At 42.5% G+C, this 17,902-nt stretch carries 19 protein-coding genes; 7 read left to right on the top strand and 12 right to left on the bottom strand.

Features of this window, described 5'->3' with window-relative positions:
• The first annotated feature begins 17 nt into the window (after positions 1–17).
• On the top strand, positions 18–287 hold the full coding sequence (locus CJU60_RS09845) for an excalibur calcium-binding domain-containing protein (protein ID WP_010333640.1): 270 nt from the start codon (positions 18–20) through the stop codon (positions 285–287).
• 40 nt (positions 288–327) lie between these two features.
• Here CJU60_RS09845 and CJU60_RS09840 read toward each other — a convergent pair whose 3' ends face one another.
• From CJU60_RS09840 to CJU60_RS09830, 3 genes are all read right to left on the bottom strand, one after another.
• Positions 328–1,797 (bottom strand): sodium:solute symporter family protein, encoded by a 1,470-nt coding sequence (locus CJU60_RS09840; RefSeq protein WP_024120821.1) that lies wholly within the window; start codon positions 1,795–1,797, stop codon positions 328–330.
• Positions 1,794–1,994: a DUF3311 domain-containing protein gene (locus tag CJU60_RS09835; protein ID WP_010333642.1), complete on the bottom strand. Its 201-nt coding sequence runs from the start codon at positions 1,992–1,994 to the stop codon at positions 1,794–1,796. Before CJU60_RS09835 ends, CJU60_RS09840 begins: the two co-directional genes overlap by 4 nt.
• 225 nt (positions 1,995–2,219) lie before the next feature.
• Positions 2,220–2,582: a YhjD family protein gene (locus CJU60_RS09830; RefSeq protein ID WP_095713683.1), complete on the bottom strand. Its 363-nt coding sequence runs from the start codon at positions 2,580–2,582 to the stop codon at positions 2,220–2,222.
• A 155-nt stretch (positions 2,583–2,737) separates the two neighbouring features.
• Here CJU60_RS09830 and CJU60_RS09825 point away from each other — a divergent pair, with 155 nt between their 5' ends.
• The 4 genes from CJU60_RS09825 (at position 2,738) to CJU60_RS09810 (ending at position 6,162) form a co-directional block, all read left to right on the top strand.
• Positions 2,738–3,358, top strand: coding sequence for a TVP38/TMEM64 family protein (locus CJU60_RS09825; protein ID WP_024120823.1), 621 nt, complete (start codon positions 2,738–2,740; stop codon positions 3,356–3,358).
• Position 3,359: 1 nt separating this feature from the next.
• Positions 3,360–3,860, top strand: coding sequence for a signal peptidase I (gene lepB, locus CJU60_RS09820; protein WP_024120824.1), 501 nt, complete (start codon positions 3,360–3,362; stop codon positions 3,858–3,860).
• A 197-nt stretch (positions 3,861–4,057) separates the two neighbouring features.
• Complete coding sequence (locus CJU60_RS09815; protein WP_095713682.1) at positions 4,058–5,557, top strand: monooxygenase; 1,500 nt, start codon at positions 4,058–4,060, stop codon at positions 5,555–5,557.
• A 77-nt stretch (positions 5,558–5,634) separates the two neighbouring features.
• Positions 5,635–6,162 carry a MarR family transcriptional regulator gene (locus CJU60_RS09810; RefSeq protein WP_095713681.1) on the top strand — a complete coding sequence of 176 codons (528 nt, stop codon included), beginning with the start codon at positions 5,635–5,637 and terminating at the stop codon, positions 6,160–6,162.
• Positions 6,163–6,188: 26 nt separating this feature from the next.
• Here the strand turns inward: CJU60_RS09810 and CJU60_RS09805 are convergent, their stop codons facing one another.
• The 5 genes from CJU60_RS09805 to ntdA form a co-directional block, all read right to left on the bottom strand.
• Positions 6,189–6,386, bottom strand: a complete 198-nt coding sequence (locus CJU60_RS09805) for a hypothetical protein (RefSeq protein ID WP_032731040.1) — start codon at positions 6,384–6,386, stop codon at positions 6,189–6,191.
• A 348-nt stretch (positions 6,387–6,734) separates the two neighbouring features.
• Positions 6,735–7,940, bottom strand: a complete 1,206-nt coding sequence (gene glcP / locus CJU60_RS09800; protein ID WP_095713680.1) for a glucose/mannose transporter GlcP — start codon at positions 7,938–7,940, stop codon at positions 6,735–6,737.
• Positions 7,941–8,011: 71 nt separating this feature from the next.
• The gene (gene ntdC, locus CJU60_RS09795; protein ID WP_024120829.1) at positions 8,012–9,064 is read right to left on the bottom strand and encodes a glucose-6-phosphate 3-dehydrogenase NdtC; all 1,053 of its coding nucleotides are present in this window, start codon (positions 9,062–9,064) and stop codon (positions 8,012–8,014) included.
• Between the two features lie 14 nt (positions 9,065–9,078).
• Positions 9,079–9,927: a kanosamine-6-phosphate phosphatase gene (gene ntdB / locus CJU60_RS09790; RefSeq protein WP_024120830.1), complete on the bottom strand. Its 849-nt coding sequence runs from the start codon at positions 9,925–9,927 to the stop codon at positions 9,079–9,081.
• Entirely contained in the window at positions 9,899–11,224 is a 1,326-nt protein-coding gene (ntdA, locus tag CJU60_RS09785) for a 3-dehydro-glucose-6-phosphate--glutamate transaminase (protein WP_095713679.1), read from the bottom strand. Before ntdA ends, ntdB begins: the two co-directional genes overlap by 29 nt.
• Positions 11,225–11,329: 105 nt before the next feature.
• Here ntdA and ntdR point away from each other — a divergent pair, with 105 nt between their 5' ends.
• On the top strand, positions 11,330–12,319 hold the full coding sequence (gene ntdR / locus CJU60_RS09780) for an NTD biosynthesis operon transcriptional regulator NtdR (protein ID WP_095713678.1): 990 nt from the start codon (positions 11,330–11,332) through the stop codon (positions 12,317–12,319).
• 172 nt (positions 12,320–12,491) lie between these two features.
• On the opposite strand, the gene CJU60_RS09775 is transcribed toward ntdR, so the two are convergent.
• Complete coding sequence (locus CJU60_RS09775) at positions 12,492–13,646, bottom strand: AbrB family transcriptional regulator (protein WP_024120833.1); 1,155 nt, start codon at positions 13,644–13,646, stop codon at positions 12,492–12,494.
• A gap of 107 nt (positions 13,647–13,753) precedes the next feature.
• Positions 13,754–14,959, bottom strand: a complete 1,206-nt coding sequence (locus tag CJU60_RS09770; RefSeq protein ID WP_095713677.1) for an MDR family MFS transporter — start codon at positions 14,957–14,959, stop codon at positions 13,754–13,756.
• 115 nt (positions 14,960–15,074) lie between these two features.
• Between CJU60_RS09770 and CJU60_RS09765 the strand changes: the two genes are divergently transcribed.
• On the top strand, positions 15,075–16,805 hold the full coding sequence (locus CJU60_RS09765) for an SgrR family transcriptional regulator (RefSeq protein ID WP_095713676.1): 1,731 nt from the start codon (positions 15,075–15,077) through the stop codon (positions 16,803–16,805).
• Positions 16,806–16,838: 33 nt separating this feature from the next.
• On the opposite strand, the gene CJU60_RS09760 is transcribed toward CJU60_RS09765, so the two are convergent.
• Both CJU60_RS09760 and CJU60_RS09755 read right to left on the bottom strand, forming a co-directional pair.
• Complete coding sequence (locus tag CJU60_RS09760; RefSeq protein WP_024120836.1) at positions 16,839–17,153, bottom strand: four-helix bundle copper-binding protein; 315 nt, start codon at positions 17,151–17,153, stop codon at positions 16,839–16,841.
• 128 nt (positions 17,154–17,281) lie between these two features.
• Entirely contained in the window at positions 17,282–17,719 is a 438-nt protein-coding gene (locus CJU60_RS09755; RefSeq protein ID WP_095713675.1) for a ferritin family protein, read from the bottom strand.
• Positions 17,720–17,902 lie beyond the last annotated feature (183 nt).

Genomic DNA, 17,902 nt, shown 5'->3' with positions numbered 1-17,902 from the left:
TGGGGGAGTATATTGTCATGAAAAAAGCCGCGGCGCTTTTGCTGTCACTCGGTCTCGTTTTCGGTTTTTCATACGGAGCTGACCATGTGGCGGAAGCCAAAACGAAGGTAAAGACGTATAAGAACTGCAAGGAATTAAACAAAGTGTACAAAGGCGGGGTAGCCCGTACGTCCAAGGTGAAAAATAAAGGCGGAAAAACGAAGTACAAGCCTTACGTATCTAAGGCGCTTTATGATGCCAATAAAAAGAGCGACCGTGATAAAGATTTTATCGCCTGCGAACGCTAATCAAAAAAGCAATCTGTTGTCCAGATTGCTTTTTTCTTGTTTAAGCGGCTTGATCAGCAGCTGTGCTTTTCGTTTTTCTTGTCACGAGACTTACCGCTATCATGACCGTAACATTCAGCAGCAAAGCGACAATGCCGACGTTTAAGTCTTTCGCCGCTTGCGGCAGCGCCGGAAATAAAGTGCCGATTGTTGTTTCCGTAACCGTAATATAAGAAACCGCTCCGACTCCCGTTATAATGCCGGCAAAGGCTCCTTGTTTGGTCACGATCTTATGCTTGAACAGGCTGAACAGCAGGGCCGGAAATAGCTGTGTGACGAGGCTGTATCCCATAAGGAGAAGCGTAACGATTGTGTTCCCGCCTTTGAATGTAAAGTACACAGCAATCAGCGCAATCACAGGCACTAAACATTTAGCTAATAATGACACCTGCTGTTCCGTCGTGCGGGGAGCAAACACTTGATAAACATTTTTTGCAAACAAAGTGGAGGCCGACATTAAAATCATGGAACCCGGCACAAGCGCTGTCAGCAGTCCGGCTGCACCGATGATTCCGACAAACCAAGGATCAAAGGTTTGAAGAGACAGTCTCAAAAGTGATAAATCCGCGTCTGCGCCTTTCAGACCGGGAACTTGCAGGATAGCCGCAAAGCCGACGAAAAGGACGAATAGAAGGACCAGCTGGTATAAAGGCATAATAATGGCGTTTTTTCGAAAGACTTTTGGGTTTTCTGCTGAATAGGAAGCGGAAAACGTATGGGGCCACATATAAAAGCCCAGCGCCGTCAGCAGCACGGTTGAACTGAACCATGCAGCACTTTGCCCTGTTTCGGGCAGGGTAATAAAACCGGGATTTGCGTTTTCAATCTGCTGAAACATGTCTTGAAATCCGCCGTAGTAATGAATCGGCAGATATATGCCTAAGAATAAAACGACGGCCAAAATCATGATGTCTTTGACAACGGATATCCAGGCGGACCCGTGGATGCCGGATACCATAACGTAAACTGTGATTGAAATGACGCCGATCCAAATGGCAGCAGTAGGAGAAATTTTTCCGTAAGACGTTTCCGATACAATCAATCCAAGCCCTTTCAGCTGCAGCACAAGATAAGGAATAAGCGCGGCGATGCCGACAAGTGAGACGAGCACGCCAAGCAGCGGGCTGTTGTACTTTTTGATGAAAAAATCGGACTGCGACATCAGCTTATGCTGTTTCGCATAGGACCATACCGCCGGCAGGAGCCAATAAGAAAGAATATAGGCCAGGCAGCCGTAGGCGATGATGTAAAAAGCCGGCCCGCCTTTTCCGTAAGCCCAGCCGCTTCCGCCGAGAAACGTAAACGTCGTATAAATCTCTCCTGCCATCAATAGGAAAACAAAGACAGTACCGAAGCCGCGGCCTCCAACCGTCCACTGCTCAAGGTCCATGTCTTTTCCTTTTTGGGCGCGTACGCCGAGAAACATGCTGAATAGCAGAACACCGAAAATGATGATGAGAGCTGCGTTCATTCTGCTTCCTCCCTTTTATTTTCTTTGTCGAGGACATACACGATCGCCATCAGGACAGAGGTCAGCAAAGCCCACATGACGACATAGGCGAGAATGAATGGCATGCCAAACAGATAGGGTGTCACTTTGTTTGCAAAAGGGATGCCAAGCAAAAGTCCGATGAAGGGCAAAGCGGCAAGAATGTGAATCAGTTTCATAAAATCCTCCTTTGATCAAAAGTTGGGCGGTGCGTGTCATGTGCAGGCTGCAAATCATGTCGCTAATTTGGCGGCACATGTCATTTTTTGGGGAGTGAAAGGCTGTGGTACGAATTATAAATAAATTTATTTTGTTTGTATAGTGCGAATTGTCAGAAATTTATTCTTGAGGAGCTAGAAGGGGGGACGGGCGCAAGGAGGGGAATACAGAATGATTCGAAAGACTCATGGCGAGTCCGGCGCAAATAAATAGTATGTTAACAAACTGCTTACTTGCTCCCGGATTCGCGGGTTAAAATAGCGGTGTTTTTCTTCGTAGCCATCGATGACAAATAAATAAAGCGTAAAGGCTTCATCGCGCTCAGCCTCGTGGATGGCAATTTTTCTTTTCCTCAGCTCTTTTCTGACCTCAATCAGATCCTTTTGTGCTATTTTTAATGATTCGTTGATAAGTTGTATATAAGGGTGTTTCAATTTTAATGAGCTTTTCTCAATTCCGCCGAGATCGCGGTTTAAAATGGTAATGACCATAGGCAAAAAGAGAGCCCGCTCTATCAATTCATATCCTTCCGGCTGCAAATGCGGCATGGTAACTCCTTCTTTCTTAAGAGAACGTTTGTTCTTGTTATATTCTATATCGGCTGGTGAAATGTTTCAAGACAGAAAAAATCACCAAAACTTTTTAGTTTTTCGCCGAGAATGTGTAGAATAAGGATAGACAAACCCGGTGAGGAGTATAAACGTTGGAGCAATTTTTATCCTATTTGACAGAGGATCGTTTAACTGAATTATTTCAAAGCTATAGGGCTTTCGGTCCGCTTATTGCTGTGCTGCTGCCTTTAGTTGAAGCATTTCTTCCGTTTTTGCCGCTTATCGTTTTTGTAGTGGCGAATACAAATTCGTTTGGATTGTGGGAAGGCTTCATCCTGTCATGGGCCGGATCAACAGCGGGGTCCATTCTCGTGTTTTTCATTGTCCGTCATTATGGACAAAGAAGGGCTCTTGGATTCATCCGCAGGCATCCGTCTGTCAGAAAGCTTATGTTATGGGTGGAAAGACACGGTTTTGGCCCGATGTTTCTTCTGCTTTGTTTTCCATTTACACCGTCTGCCGCGGTGAATGTGGTCGCCGGTTTGTCAAGGATCGGGACGCGGCCGTTTGTTTTGGCGGCAGCTTCGGGAAAGCTCGTCATGATTTTTATGATCAGCTTCATCGGATATGATCTTCACGCGCTGATCACACAGCCGATTCGCACGGTTATTGCCGTTCTGGTGATTGCTGTCTTATGGTATGTCGGCAAAAGGGTGGAACGGCATCTGCATGTGAGAGCCAGCCAGCGTGAGCATGATGGAGGGAGACAGTAACATGAAAAAACGGTTTTGGTTTCTTGCCGGTGTCGTGTCCGTAGTTCTCGCCATTCAAGTCAAAAATGCCGTCTTTATTGATTACAAAGTAGAAGGCATCAGCATGAACCCGACTTTTCAGGAAGGGAACGAACTGTTGGTCAATAAATTTTCACATCGATTCAAAACCATCCATCGTTTTGATATTGTTTTGTTTAAAGGCCCTGATCAAAAAGTGCTGATAAAGCGAGTCATTGGATTGCCCGGTGAATCGATCAAATATAATGACGATCAGCTGTATGTGAACGGAAAACAGGTGGCTGAACCATTTTTGAAACCATTGAAATCTGTATCTGCCGGAAGCCATGTAACGGGAGATTTTTCACTGAAAGAAACGACAGGGAAAAAGACGTTATCGAAGGGACAATATTTTGTAATCGGAGATAATCGCATATATAGCTTTGACAGCCGGCATTTCGGTCCGATCAGGGAAAAAGACATTGTCGGAGTCATTTCGGATTAGGAACTGTACACTGAGAAAAAGGCGCCATTTGAAAGGCGTCTTTTTTGTGCTGTTTGGAAAAATATGTTGCGAGATCATTTGTCACCCGATATAATTATTTTTGTTACTTGTGTAACAAAATGAAATATTTATTAACACTTATTTCTTTTTTCTTAGGCTTTTTGTTTAGTTGCAGATAAAACAAAAGGAGTGATCTCATGATGGATTACGAAACAGTTATTATCGGAGGCGGACCGGTTGGATTGATGCTGGCTTCTGAGCTGGCATTGGCAGGGGTAAAAACATGCGTGCTTGAGCGGCTTGAACAGCCAGTGCCGTATTCGAAGGCGTTGACGCTGCACCCCCGCACGCTTGAGCTTTTTGAAATGAGAGGGCTGCTTGAGCGTTTTGCGTCTCGTGGGAAAAAGATATCTTCCGGCCATTTTTCAATGCTCGATACCCGTCTTGATTTTTCCAGTCTGGATACGAGCTGTCCTTATACGCTATTGCTTCCGCAGACCGAGACTGAACAGCTGCTTGAGGAACGTGCGCGAAGCCTGGGGGCAGAGGTGTTACGGGGGGCAGAGGTGCTAACGGTAACGCAAAACGAAGAGGCAGTGCAAACCGTTTTCAAGGATCGGGAAGGCATTGTGCGGACGTTGAGCAGCCTGTTTGCCGTTGGCGCTGACGGAGCAGGGAGCGTCGTTCGGAAACAGGCGGGAATTGCGTTTCCTGGAACAGACAGCACCGTCACCGCAGCTCTTGGTGATGTGAAGCTTCTTTCTCCGCCGCCATCAGGAGTTTTGTCGCTTTGTACGACAGAGGGAGGAGTCATGATTGTTCCGCTTTCTCCTGACCGGTACCGCGTTGTGTTGATCAGCCCTTACCGCACGCAGACGCCGAAAGATGCTCCTGTCACAGAAGAGGAGCTGAAAACAGATCTCATCCGGATATGCGGAACTGATTTTGGCTTAAACGAGCCTACGTGGATGTCCCGATTCGGGAATGCCTCCCGTCAAACGAAGGAGTATCGGAGCGGCAGACTCTTTCTTGCGGGCGATGCAGCACATATTCATTTTCCTGCTGGCGGCCAAGGGCTGAATGTCGGTCTTCAGGATGCCATGAACCTTGGATGGAAGCTTGCGGCGGCTGTCGGCGGCTCTGCACCTTCATGGCTTTTGGACAGCTATCACGCAGAGCGGCATCCGGTGGCGGAAGATCTTCTTCGGAACACAGAGGCGCAGACGCGGCTGATGGATTTCACGAAGGCCGGTCTCCATTTGCGAAGCATGGTGTCCGATATGCTTGCTTTTCCCGATGTGAATCGCTTTATAGCGGGCCAAATTTCTGCAATCGATGTCGGGTATGAAGCTGACCAAAACATGCCGCCGCATCAGTTGAACGGCAAAAGACTTCCGGATGTGGAACTGCGGCTTCCTGATGGCAGTATGGAACGCCTCTATAACTGCCTGCATAACGGGGCATACGTTTTGCTGTCACTGAAACAAGGAACTGATAATGACCATATCCCATTTAAAGGCTTACACACAGTGCGTGCTTCTCTTGCAGAACCGCGTGAAGAGTGGAGAGACGTGCATACTGTATTGGTTCGGCCTGATGGCTATGCCGCCTGGGCAGTCGATGCCGCAGGGCCAGATGCGGCAGAAGTGATTCAAACAGGTATCAGGCGCTGGCTGCCGATTGCCAGCCGTGTGTAACACAAATCGATTGTTTCATCTGTAACAAAACGTTATGATATAAGAAACAATTGATTAATAAAGGATGGAAGAGCCGTATGGATACAGAACATACTAAGCGATCACTTTTTGAATTATATACGGAACTCATTCATCAGCAGGAGAAATGGGAGGGGCTCATAAAAGTCTTTTTGGCTGATGAAATGAAGAAGCTGGATCAGGAGCACGGACAAAAATCTCAATTAACGATGACAGAAATTCATGTTCTTTCCTGTGTGGGGGAGCATGAGCCGATCAATGTCACTTCGATTGCCGACAAAATGAATACGACGAAAGCGACGGTGTCACGCATCAGCACAAAATTGCTTGGCGCCGGCTTTCTTCACAGAACACAGCTCAGCGATAATAAGAAGGAGGTCTACTTCCGTTTGACGCCGGCAGGGAAGAAGCTGCACAGCTTGCATCTATACTATCATCAAAAGGTTGAGCAGCGTTTTCTTTCCTTTTTTGACCGATATACAGAGGAAGAGATTCTGTTTGCGGAAAGGCTGTTCCGGGATCTGGCGACGAAATGGTATCCGTCCTCAGAAGAAATGGAAGAGGGGTTTCACAACGTTTTTAAATAAAAAACACGCACTGAGGTGGGTGTTTTTTACGTTTCTTCTTTCTTTTTCAAGATTGTAAGGTAAATCAGATTTCCTCCGGCTAAAATGATAAGCGGCAGTCCAGGGGAGCTGGATGTCACCAAATTATAAATCAGCCAGATTCCTAAACATATTCCATAATATAAGTGCATTGCTTTCTCGGGGTTGTCGCGCAGCAAACTCCCTTTAAAAATCTTTTTCATCATAACGCCCCTATTAATTTTATGATTTCTCCTTTAGTTTACATGCATCTTCGGTTAATCTCAAAATTCGATCTTTGGCTTTTGATGCTTCCTCAGAATATGCTGAGGAAATTTAGGAATTATTTTTGATGGGGAGCAACAGTCTAGTATACCTTGATTTATGGATGTATCATAAAACAATTCTGTAAATACCTTTGCTTGTTACCTGAACGTATCTCGGACAGGTACAGAATCATAATCACTTCTATCATCTACTATCTCCCTTGCTAAAACACTGTTTTCTCCTGATAAAAAAGAGGACATTAAGTCCTCTTCTTACTTACGATACGCCTATTAGTATCTTTAATTTTTTTACTGTGTTTTTGAAGCTTTGCTTTCAAGTGAAATAGGGTCTTCTGTTTTAGTTCTCCTAATCTTTACAGAAATACCTACTAGAATTACCGCCATCGTTGTAAATATTCCCATGGTTAATAAGATCGTATCATGATTTAAACTCCATCCAATTAAGAAAGAGATTATCGCTCCACCGAAACTTGCCGAAGCAATAAATAAACTTGTAACTTCGTCAACGTACTTTTGAATAATGATTGATGCTAGTGTTAAAGCAATGGGAAATATGCCCGCTATACTTAGACCAATCAAAAATGTGCCACCCAATTGAAGTATTGGGTTATTTATATAAGAGAAGGCGATCAACAAAACAATTAAACAACTGCAACTAAATAGGAGGTACTTAGAAAAATCAAGCCTTCTGCTTACGAAACCAATCAGTATTCTTCCTATGATGATCCCTACCCAGAAAAAGGAGACACTGATAAGACTGATTTGTTCATTGTCTTGGTTTATCATAATTGAAGGTAAAAAGTTGGCGAAATTTGTTTCGATACCAGCATACAGAAAAGCAAAAAATACAAAAAAGCCTAATTGCTTTGATTTTTTTCTATCTCCTATAAAGTATTGAAATGCTCCTACATTTGGCAAGGCCACTTGCTGGTTAGCATTCTTAGCGTACTTTCGGTTCTTGGATATGAAAATTAACCACCCTGCTAATAGGACGAACAAAAAGGTGAATATGCAGTAATACGGTAAAAACCAGTTATTGATATTGATGAAGGAATTAATTAATAATGGGAAAGTTAAAGCGCCTAATCCAAAGAGGACTTCCAGCTTACTCATTTTTTCTGCATTACTTTCGAAATTAGCAATAACAAAGGAACCAACTGTCGTTTCTAATGTACCTGCTCCATATCCTAAGAGAAAAGCCATTACAACAATATAATACCAATCCTTAGTGAGAAAAAAGATACTTAACGCTACAAGCATAATTGTCAAAGCTAAAGTAAGTGTCCTAAAGTGACTGTATTTCTTAATCATTAACGGTGCGATTAATACTCCGCTTAGGAATCCGGTAAACTGAAAGAAAATGATGATCGAAATATCATCTGTTGTCTTGTTAAAAGACTCTAAAAGAAATGGTGTCAAACTTCCTGTTGATATATGGATAATACCCACTGTGAAAAAGAAAGCATATCCAAATAAATATGTCCCTCTTAACATTCATTACACCCCTATATGAAAAAGCAGGAAAATAAATTCCTGCTTTTTCAGTAACTTATCTCTTCGAAATACTAGTTGACTGCTAAAACAGACATTGTTTGAGAGTTGCTATCTTTCTCAAAGAACATTTCTAATACTTCCTGAGATCTAAAACCATCGTTAAAAGAAGGGATCTCAACCCAATCTTTCTGAGTTGATGAAATCCAATTGATTAACTCGCTTCTAAAAGAATCAGCCCAACCATAAAATTCGTTTGGCGGATCGTTTAAGAGACTTTGCGGCACTGGGCAGTCTACCACGTTCAAGCCATCTATGAGCTTGTAAACGTGAGGATTGCCTGTGTGGTATTTAAACTCTTTTTTGTGTCCAACTACCTCAATGCTAAAACCGCAGTCTTCAGGTACAGAACATTTTGATGTGATGATATTTACAAATACCTTGTTCTTCAGTTGACCATAAATTTCTGCATAGTCATCTACAAGTACCTGTTTATCCTCTTTTGTTTTTACATTTGTGTTCATCTTTGCCCTTACTGATTCTGTGATGAAATCACTCTCGAACAAATACCATACCATGTCGATAAGGTGAATACCCAGATCCCCCAATGACCCGCTGGTCTTCTTACTATTAGCGTCATCTCTCCAAGTAAACTTCTTACGTCTAAGTGCACTATTTTTCTTGAAGTGTACTTTTATGGACAGTATGTTACCTAGTTCATTATTGATAATTAAGCTTTTTAAGATATTTACGTAAGACAAATATCTATAATTAAATCCCATACTAGCTCTTACGTCTAACCTTTCAGCAGTATCTTTCATAATGCTTGCTTCTTCAAGAGAAATAGCCATAGGCTTTTCACACAATACATGCTTATGTTTTGCTAATGCTTGCAAAGCATGTTCTTTATGGCAAAAGTTTGGAGATGCTACAATTAAACCTTCTGAGACATCAATTAGTTCATCTACATTTTCATATGTCTTCCCACCGAAAGTTTTAACAAAGCTTTCCGCATTTTGTTGATTTATGTCATACACCCCTACTAACTCTGCATTTTTAATTGTAGATAAAGCAGTTGCGTGCGCTCTTGCAATACCGCCTGCACCTATGATACCAATCTTCTTCATACTCTATTTCCTCCTCATGATCCAATTAATTTTTTTAAGGTATTGGTAATTCCTTTTGAGTACTCACTATCGGTTATCAATTGATGCAGATTTTTGGCTTCTTGTGTTGCATTTTTAAGTAGATATCCATTTCCTACTGCCTGTAACATACGAACATCATTTCCGCTATCTCCAAATGCGATAGCTTTTTCAGTATTTAGGTTGTATTTCTCTAACATAAACTTTACAATTTCATTCTTTCCTGTTCCCATGGGTATAAAATCTACATCATAGCTGTCTTCTGGATCACCTGCTAAGGGATTGCAACGATTTATATTAACTGAAACTCCGTATTCCTCGCAGATCTTTTCGATTGCTAATAAATTTTTCTTGTCGTTTATTTCATCTTGTTCCTGATAATAAAAATTATGCTTATACCGTGACGTTCCTAATTGAGTTTGGGGATTCAAAAGAATGTTATGATTTTCATGTAACTGTTTCACAAGTATTTCAATCTTTTCTTTACTAAACTCTTCATTTATACGACTGTTCCACTCATTATCTTGCTGTCCGAAATTATGCTCTGAAAAGTACGTAATTTCAGTTCCAAGATCACTAGCTATAAAATGCGGGAAATATCTAAATTTTCCTCGTCCCATTTTATCCAGAATAGATTCTATACTGCTCCCGGTAACCCATCCGATGAGTAGTTCCCCATCTTTACTTTTTTGTTCTAGATAATCTTCGAGTTCATATATGTCTCGTTGTTTTTGTTCATCGATTGTATGCGGAAAATACGTTTCATCAAAATCACAAAAAACAATATACTTAGGATGGTCAACCTTGGATAACGTTTTATACTCTGACTTCTTGCTTAATAACATGAAACAGACCCTCCACTACTCTGTCTTGTTCTTCTAAAGTAAATGACGGATATAATGGCAAATGCAGTACCTGGCTATGAGCTTTTTCCGTATGGACCAATTGGAGTTTTGTATACTTGTCCTGTACTAAAGGAGTTTTTTGCATATGAGACAGGATTGGATAATATACATCTGTTTGAACACCAAAATCTTCATTTAATTTCGTCATGATATCTGTCCTATCTTCTGTTCTTACCTTAATAGGAAACAGATGCCACACATGATCTTCACTTAATTCTGGTAATTCAATAAGACCTTTATTCTGTAATTCTGCTAATTGAGTAATATATCTATCCGCCAAAAATAGTCTTTTGAAGTTATTTAATGAAAGATACTTAATCCTCTCTAAACCAATTGCTGCCTGTAAATTGTCCATTTTTGAGTTAAGTCCAAAATCGATGACTTTTTTATTTTTTACATTTACTTCAAAACCATGATAACTAAATTCAATGCATTTTTTAGCGAGTTCTTCATTATCAGTTGCTATTGCTCCAGCCTTACCACATACACCAAAATTCTTATATGGATTAAAACTTAATGTAGTGATGTCTGCATCCTTTCCTAAGTCTGTCAGTCCAATTCCTTGGCAAGCATCCTCAATTACTTTCAATTGATAACGATTTGCTATTTGACGGATATGCTTCATTTCTGAATGTTTTCCGTATAAATGCACTGGCAGAATAAACTTTGTAGAAGGAGTTATTGCTTCCTCAATTTTGTTAGGATCGATGCAGAATGTTTGCGGGTTAATATCTACATAGACAGGAACGCCTCCCAAAGCTAACACAGCATTTTCAGTAGCTGCAAAGCTATTAGCTGGCATGATCACTTCATCCCCGCGGTTTAACCCTAAAGCCAATAATCCTATCATAATAGCATCCGTTCCACTGCTGGTTGCAATTACATACCTTTTATGTAAATATGTAGATAAAACATCTTCGAATTGCTCTAAATAGGAACCACTCGTAAATTTTCCAGTTGGCAAAACTTTAGTTAAAGTATTTAAGATATCATCCACTTCATCATTGGTTATTAATCTGTCTACAGGCATAAAAGGGACTTTACTGATTTCACGATTCTTTTGGTAGTTGAAAAGGTCGTTTTCAATATCTGTGTTTTCTTTTAATACTTGTTTCCACCGCTCGTTTACAATACTGTCTTCAATAACAAGTTCTTTTCCTTGCATGTCACCTTTTAAGTGTTTTAGCAATAACATGTTTTCTTTACTTTTACCTGAAACTCTAACCTGTTTTTGCATGAACAGTACCTCCAATGATTTTTATAATCTGGAAAATTTGATACAAATTTATCCTAATTTCTGAAACCGATAACATGTCAATAACTTTTTTGAGGAAGGGAAAATATGCCTACAATTGATGAAATAGCAAAATTGTGCAATGTGTCTAAAACCACAGTATCAAGAGTATTGAATAATCATCCTTATGTATCAAAAGAAAAAAGAGATATGATCTTAGAGGCTATTAACGATCTTGACTACACTCCCAATTATTTAGCTCGGAATTTTAGGAGAAATAAGACACAAACGATAGCTTTATCGGTTCCGAGTATCGACCATCCATTTTTTGCTCAATTAATAAAAGGGGTCTCTCATGAAGCGCTGTTTAAGAATTACAAGGTCATTGTATTTCAAACCTTTTATGACCAACAGACAGAGCTGGAATTATTAGAGTTATTGAAACATAAAGAAGTTGATGGCATTATTCTTGGAACTTTAGAAAATGAATGGGATAAGATATCCCCTTTCTTAAAGTATGGTCCTATCTTATTGTGTAATGAATATCATCACTCAGCGGACATAACGATCATTGGGTATGATGAATTTGAAGCCGCATACATGGGGGTAGCACATTTAATTGAAAGAGGACATAAAAAAATTGGATTTTGTTTTGATACTCCATATAGCGAAGCTCAATGTCAGAGGAGAGAGGGTTACTTGAAAGCTTTACAAGATTACAATTTACATCATAGAAACGAATGGATATTCGGCGAATTGTTTAATATCGAGGATGGCTTTCGTGTTTTTCATAAGATAAAGGATCTAAAGGACAGACCCTCAGCAATATTTACAGGAAATGATCAAGTCGCCGCAGGGATTATTAAACAGGCGATAAAAAATGGCTTTAAAGTTCCAGAAGACTTAGCTGTAATTGGTTTTGACAACCATTCGATTTGCCAAGTCGTTACTCCGACCATAACAACAATTGATATTCCCATAATAGAATTAGGTCAACAGGCTGTGTTGAAAATAATCGAGTATATTTCGGGTAACACTTCTTTAAACAGAAAAATTATTAAACTGCCAACAAATCTTATTATAAGAGAATCAACGTAACTGTAAATTTTCACTTCCTTATCATTTTATCACTTTGTATAGAAAAAAGAGGTTATCATATATAACCTCTTTTTCAATCAGGAAATTTCACTTTCCTGCCTCATTTTGAAGTCTCCATACTCTGCAGAATAGAGTCACTCCTGCCTTTTTTTCCTAAGTATTCCTTTTTTAACTAGGCATTGCTGCCGCTTATCGAACTCTCTTTGCCTTTTTTTTCACCGTGAAGATGGTGAAGCAGACGATAAAACGGCGGCAAGAGGGCGATGACAAGGATGACGCGTATGACCTGAACCGCAACGACAAAGGTGGAATCGGCATGCAATGTAACAGACGTCGTCGCCATTTCTGCAATGCCGCCGGGTGCAAATGCCAAAACAGAGGTGATCAGCGAAATCCCTGTCAGTTTGGAAACGATCACCGCGCTTAAAAGCATAGCGGCAATTAAGCCGACTGATGAAATGAAACCGACGATCATGATACGTGTAACGCCGGCAAACATGCTTTTGTACATCTTAGAACCGATTGTAGCCCCCAGAAATATCTGCGAAAGATGGTTAGCCTGTGACGGCCACCATGCAAGCATGTCATGGCCTGTTATTGAAGCGCCGCCTATGTGCACGGCCGCTACACCGAGCATACTGCCGAGCAGCCACGGAGCGGGAAATTTTAAATATTTTGCCGCTTTACAAGCTCCCCAGGCAACGAAAATGAGAACGCCGGTCCACAGTACGGGAGCGAGCCCGATTTCTGTCGTGGCAGCGGATACCGTTTGTGTTGCGGCATTTGCAGGGCCATCTTGTTTAGCGTAAATCAGGATAACCAAAAACGGAATAGACAGGACCACGAGCAGCACCCGCATCATTTGAACGAGACTGACAATAGCGGTATTGGCACCGACCTCCTGAGCAATACTCGGCATGGCGGACAGTCCGCCGGGAGCCGTGCCGACAAAGCTGGTCATCATATCCGTTTTGCTGAAACGCCAAAGCACATAGCCTGACAGCATGGCAAGAAGTATCGATAAAATCAGCATGATGCCGACCGAAAACCAATGATCTTTGAGGACAGACAGAACGGATAGGTTCAGCTTTTGGCCCAATTCAATACCGAGGATCATCTGCCCGAGAGCGAGCCACCGGCGGTTAATTCCTTTTTGGTCTGGCGCCATCATCAGCCAAGCCGGCCGTATCATAGCAAGACAGCAGGCGACAATCAGCGTTCCGATCATCCATCCGATCGATATTCCGGTTAACGAAAGAATAAACCCCCCGGCTGCACTGATTGCGATAAACCATAGATCTGTGAGGAGATTTTTGTCTTTCTTCAATATAAAACCCTTCTTCCTATTAACTTACAGCTCCAATTGTTCATGTAGTGAATGTATGATTACTATAGTATATTTTTGTTGATAAAGAAATTATGAATTTTTTTCTGTCAGCCATTGATTTTTCTTATGACCTTATATTCAATCCTCTCCATGATATGAGACTGCAAGAAACCGGCGGCGAGAAGACAAGCGGAAAGACTGTAAAACATGATTTCCCCGCCAAACGAAGTCAGGATCAGTCCGCCGGCCAGCGGTCCGATTGACCGTGAAATATCCCAATGCAAGCCGTATATCGCATAGAAACGGCCGAGCATATGCGGCGGCGCCAGCCGGGAAATAAAGGTTTGGATATGAGTGAGTCCGATGCTTTCTCCAACCGTCATCATGGCAGCAGTCAGCATAAGCAGCGTCAAAGATGTTGAGAATGCAAAGCCGGCGGCCGCAAGTGAGTAGCTGATATAGGTGATGAGAAGAATCGCTTTCATCGGAAACTTTTCTGTCCATTTTACTAAAGGGACTTGAAGAACAAAGCTTAATAAAGCTTTTGCCGCCGAGTAGATTGCCAGCATGGACAGGTAATCAGGAAACATACTTTTGCTGAACAGCCTGTATGTCGTTTCTGTTTGCGCATATAACATGCTGATTGGGAGAGAAAGCAGCAAAAGGATCAAAACAGGCCGATATCTTGTGAAACGCGCGGATAATGCTGCGGGATAATCTGCTTTTAGCGGCTTTGTTTCTGGTAATTTAAAGGCGGCGATAAGAAAATAAATGAACAGCGCCGCGGCATCTAGTGCAAATATCCAAACGGGATCATGAGCGTACAGCAGCAGCCCAAGCAGCGGACCTGCCGTCAATCCTGCTGAGTAGATGGCATTGATGACGGCAAAAACTTCCGAACGTCTGCTTTCCGGCGTGCTTTCGGCGATCTGTGCGCGTGATGCAGGAATGTACAGGGATCTGCCGATGCCGTTGAGGATATAAAGGAAAGCGAAAAAATACGCATCATGAGCAAAAACAAAACCCGCCATTGCCGCTGTTTGCAGAAGCAGGGCAGTCAGGATCGCTGTTCGCCGTCCGAGGAGCTGATCTGTCACACGTCCCGCTATGAGTGTCAGGCAAATATCAGCGAAGGGCTGAAGACTGATGATAAGCATGGGAAGCATCACGCTTCCGTTTAATTGCTCATGCAGATACAGCACCATAAACGGCCCCATCATGGCCCCTGTCAGGCTTGTCAGCATTTCGCCGAAAAATCGGAGCCAAACGGGTGCTGTGTAGCGGGATTTAATTGATTGGAAGAGGATAAACATGTGATTTCCGCCTTTCGCTGTTTGATATAGTAGTAGTGTATAGAAGGGGCGGCGGGCCAAAAAGAGAAGAAAATAAGAGAAAAAGATTCCCCTTTTTTGTCAGGAGGTGCAGGGATTGAAGCTGATTGACCATTATGTGGCGCTCGCAAAAGCTGAGAAGGGCGAACCGGGACAGATGAAGGAAATGCCGCTCAGTGAGATTGCGAAATGTTTATATTGTACAGAGAGAAATGCGAAGCTGATTTTACATAAGATGGAGAGCAAAAAGTGGATCATTCGCGAAAGCGGATCGGGGCGCGGCCATAAATCAAAAATCGCTTTTCTCCGTCAGCCGGAAGATTTGCTGCTTCAAACTGCCAAGGAATATACAACAGCCGGTAAACTTGAAAAAGCAAAAGGATTGCTTGACCATTATCAGCCGGCATTTCCGGGGATTCAAAATATGTATGACATGTGGTTTTCTGAGGTATTCGGTTTTGTAACACAAACCGGACAGAATGGTGAACAGGATGTGCTGCGCTTGTTTATAGCCCCAGCAGCGGTAAGCAGTTTTGATCCGTGCAGGATTTTTCTGCGGTCAGAGGGCCATTTTGTCAAGCAGATTTATGATACACTGCTCCGATTTGATCGGGAAAAGAGAGAGCCGCAGCCGCATTTGATCCACGGATGGAATAAGGCAGGGAAAAAAAGGTGGAGATTTTTTCTTCGGAAAGGCGTTTCTTTTCATAATGGAAAGCCATTGACGTCAAGGGATGTTGTATTTACGTTTCAGCGTTTTATGGATCATGATGAAAATCCATATAAATGGCTGCTGAAAGGTGTTGAACGGATTTCAGAGAAAGGGCCTTTTTGTGTGGACATTGAGCTCGATCAGCCGAATGAGCTTTTGCCATATATTCTTTGTGATGAACGGCTGTCTATCCTGCCGGCAGAAATGAACGGCGGGGTGAATGGGACGGGACCTTTTTGCCTTGTTCAGCATGACGAACACATGCTCATTCTTCAAGCCAACGAGCGTTATTTTAAGGGCCGGGCATTCTTAGATCGTATTGAGTTTGTGTTTTCTGAGCAAGCAGATGATATGTACGGATTTACCCTTAGAGAAAAACAGAAACCTCCTGAGCGGCAAACTGTTTTTGAAGAACGGCATGTTCAATACTTGTCACTAAACCTCAGAAAGAAAGGGCCGCTTCAGCATCCAAGCTTGAGAAAAGCCCTTCGGCTGCTGATTTCATCTGAACAGCTCGTTCGTGAGGCGGGAGGACACAGAACAATTCCGGTATCATCTTTTTTCCACCCAGCGCCTTTTGACTGGGGATATGCTTCACCTGCGGAATTAATAAAAAAAAGCGGATATGCGGGGGAAACGCTGTCACTGTTTACCTTTTCTGAAACAGATCATCGCGAGGACGCAGCATGGATTCAAGAGGTTTGTGAACGGAACGGCATTAGGCTTGACCTGGAATTTTGTACTGCTGCCGATTTGCGCCGCCAGGAAATCGTACAAATGGCTGACATCATTCATGACAGCGCAACGTTTTATGAAGAAGGCGAGTTTGGTTTTTTGCATTTGCTGCTTTCGGAGAACAGCTTTTTGCATCAGCATCTTTCAAATGAACAGAAACGGACATTTTCAGAAATGATAGAACGGTTTTTTTCATTGCCCGACCGGTCTTCCAGAATGAATATAGTAAAACAAATTGACCGTCAGCTTATAGGCGATGTCAGCGCGATTCCGCTGTATCAAAATGTGCTTGAGGTTGCATCGAGTGAAACTGTTGAGGGTCTGATGCTCGATGAAGAGGGGTGGATTGATTTTTACTCTGTATGGCTGTCAAAAGAGTGAAGAGGGCTCTCATTTGACCCCTCTCATGCTTCGTTACGCAGCCATTTTGCGGCAGTGATCGGCGCAGGCAAAGCAAGACGTCGCGCACGCTTGGCAATGATCATGATCATGCTTTTCGCATTCAGTGCCGCAGGCTTCACAAATATCGGCGCAAAGTGCGCAAATTTCTTTCATAAAGGGGCTGTCCGTTTGCATGGCTTTCACTGCCAGCGCGCAAATATCCGCACATTCCCTGTCAAGCCGGATGCAGCCGCTCAGATCGTGGTGCGCACTTTCTTCCAAACATTTTGTAAAACAATGGTTGCAAGCCTCCATACATTCGATACAAGCTTCAATGGTTTGCTGCATGCTTGATTCCCCCTCATATGTTCGTGTATGATTTTATGTTTCCCGGCTGAGGTTAAGAAAAACAGTGGAGTGTGTTTTAGGGGGAGAGGGTGTAAATATAATCTGATCGTGTCGATCTAAATCGGGTGCTAGCGATCCATCAAATAGTATAAAAACCAGACAGCATGATTTTGTTCATCTCGTGCGGCGCGCGTAAAGATACCCTTTGCCTTTACATTTGAGGTTTCCTCAGCTGCGCGTAAGTAAAAGTCAACGGTTTTCTGTTCATCTTTAAAAGCGGCATCAAGTCCTCTTGTAAAAGTGTCCGGACATTTCTCTGTTTGTTTCGGCATAATATGTTTGCCTGTAATGGCTCCGTATAATGAGGAGAAATTACGGAGATGGCGGATCTCATCGCGCCTGATTTCTTCAATTTGTTTTCTGACATCGGCAGGGTGGGCAAGTTCAGCAAGCCTGCGGTAGCATTGAACCGCACTGAATTCTCCGTTGATGGCTTTCTGGAGATTTTGAATCAAAACAGGGTCTTCCCGATATTGCGCTGGATAAGGAAAATAGCTGTAATACAAGGGGTTCAACTCCATTCTTAAGGAATTGGGCTTCTGTAAAAGTATATGTGAGGCCAGAAAACATGTGCGGAGAAATTCAGCTTCTCATAAGTGAAAAGGCCGTTTTTACCAATAGATCAGATTGGTCATTTTCGTCAATGTTCGATAAAATATAAACAGATAAAAAGAGAGGGGTCTTCTAAT

This window comes from Bacillus sp. 7705b (assembly GCF_002289525.1).
Lineage (GTDB): Bacteria > Bacillota > Bacilli > Bacillales > Bacillaceae > Bacillus > Bacillus halotolerans.
This window is presented reverse-complemented; position numbering and strand designations above follow the sequence as displayed.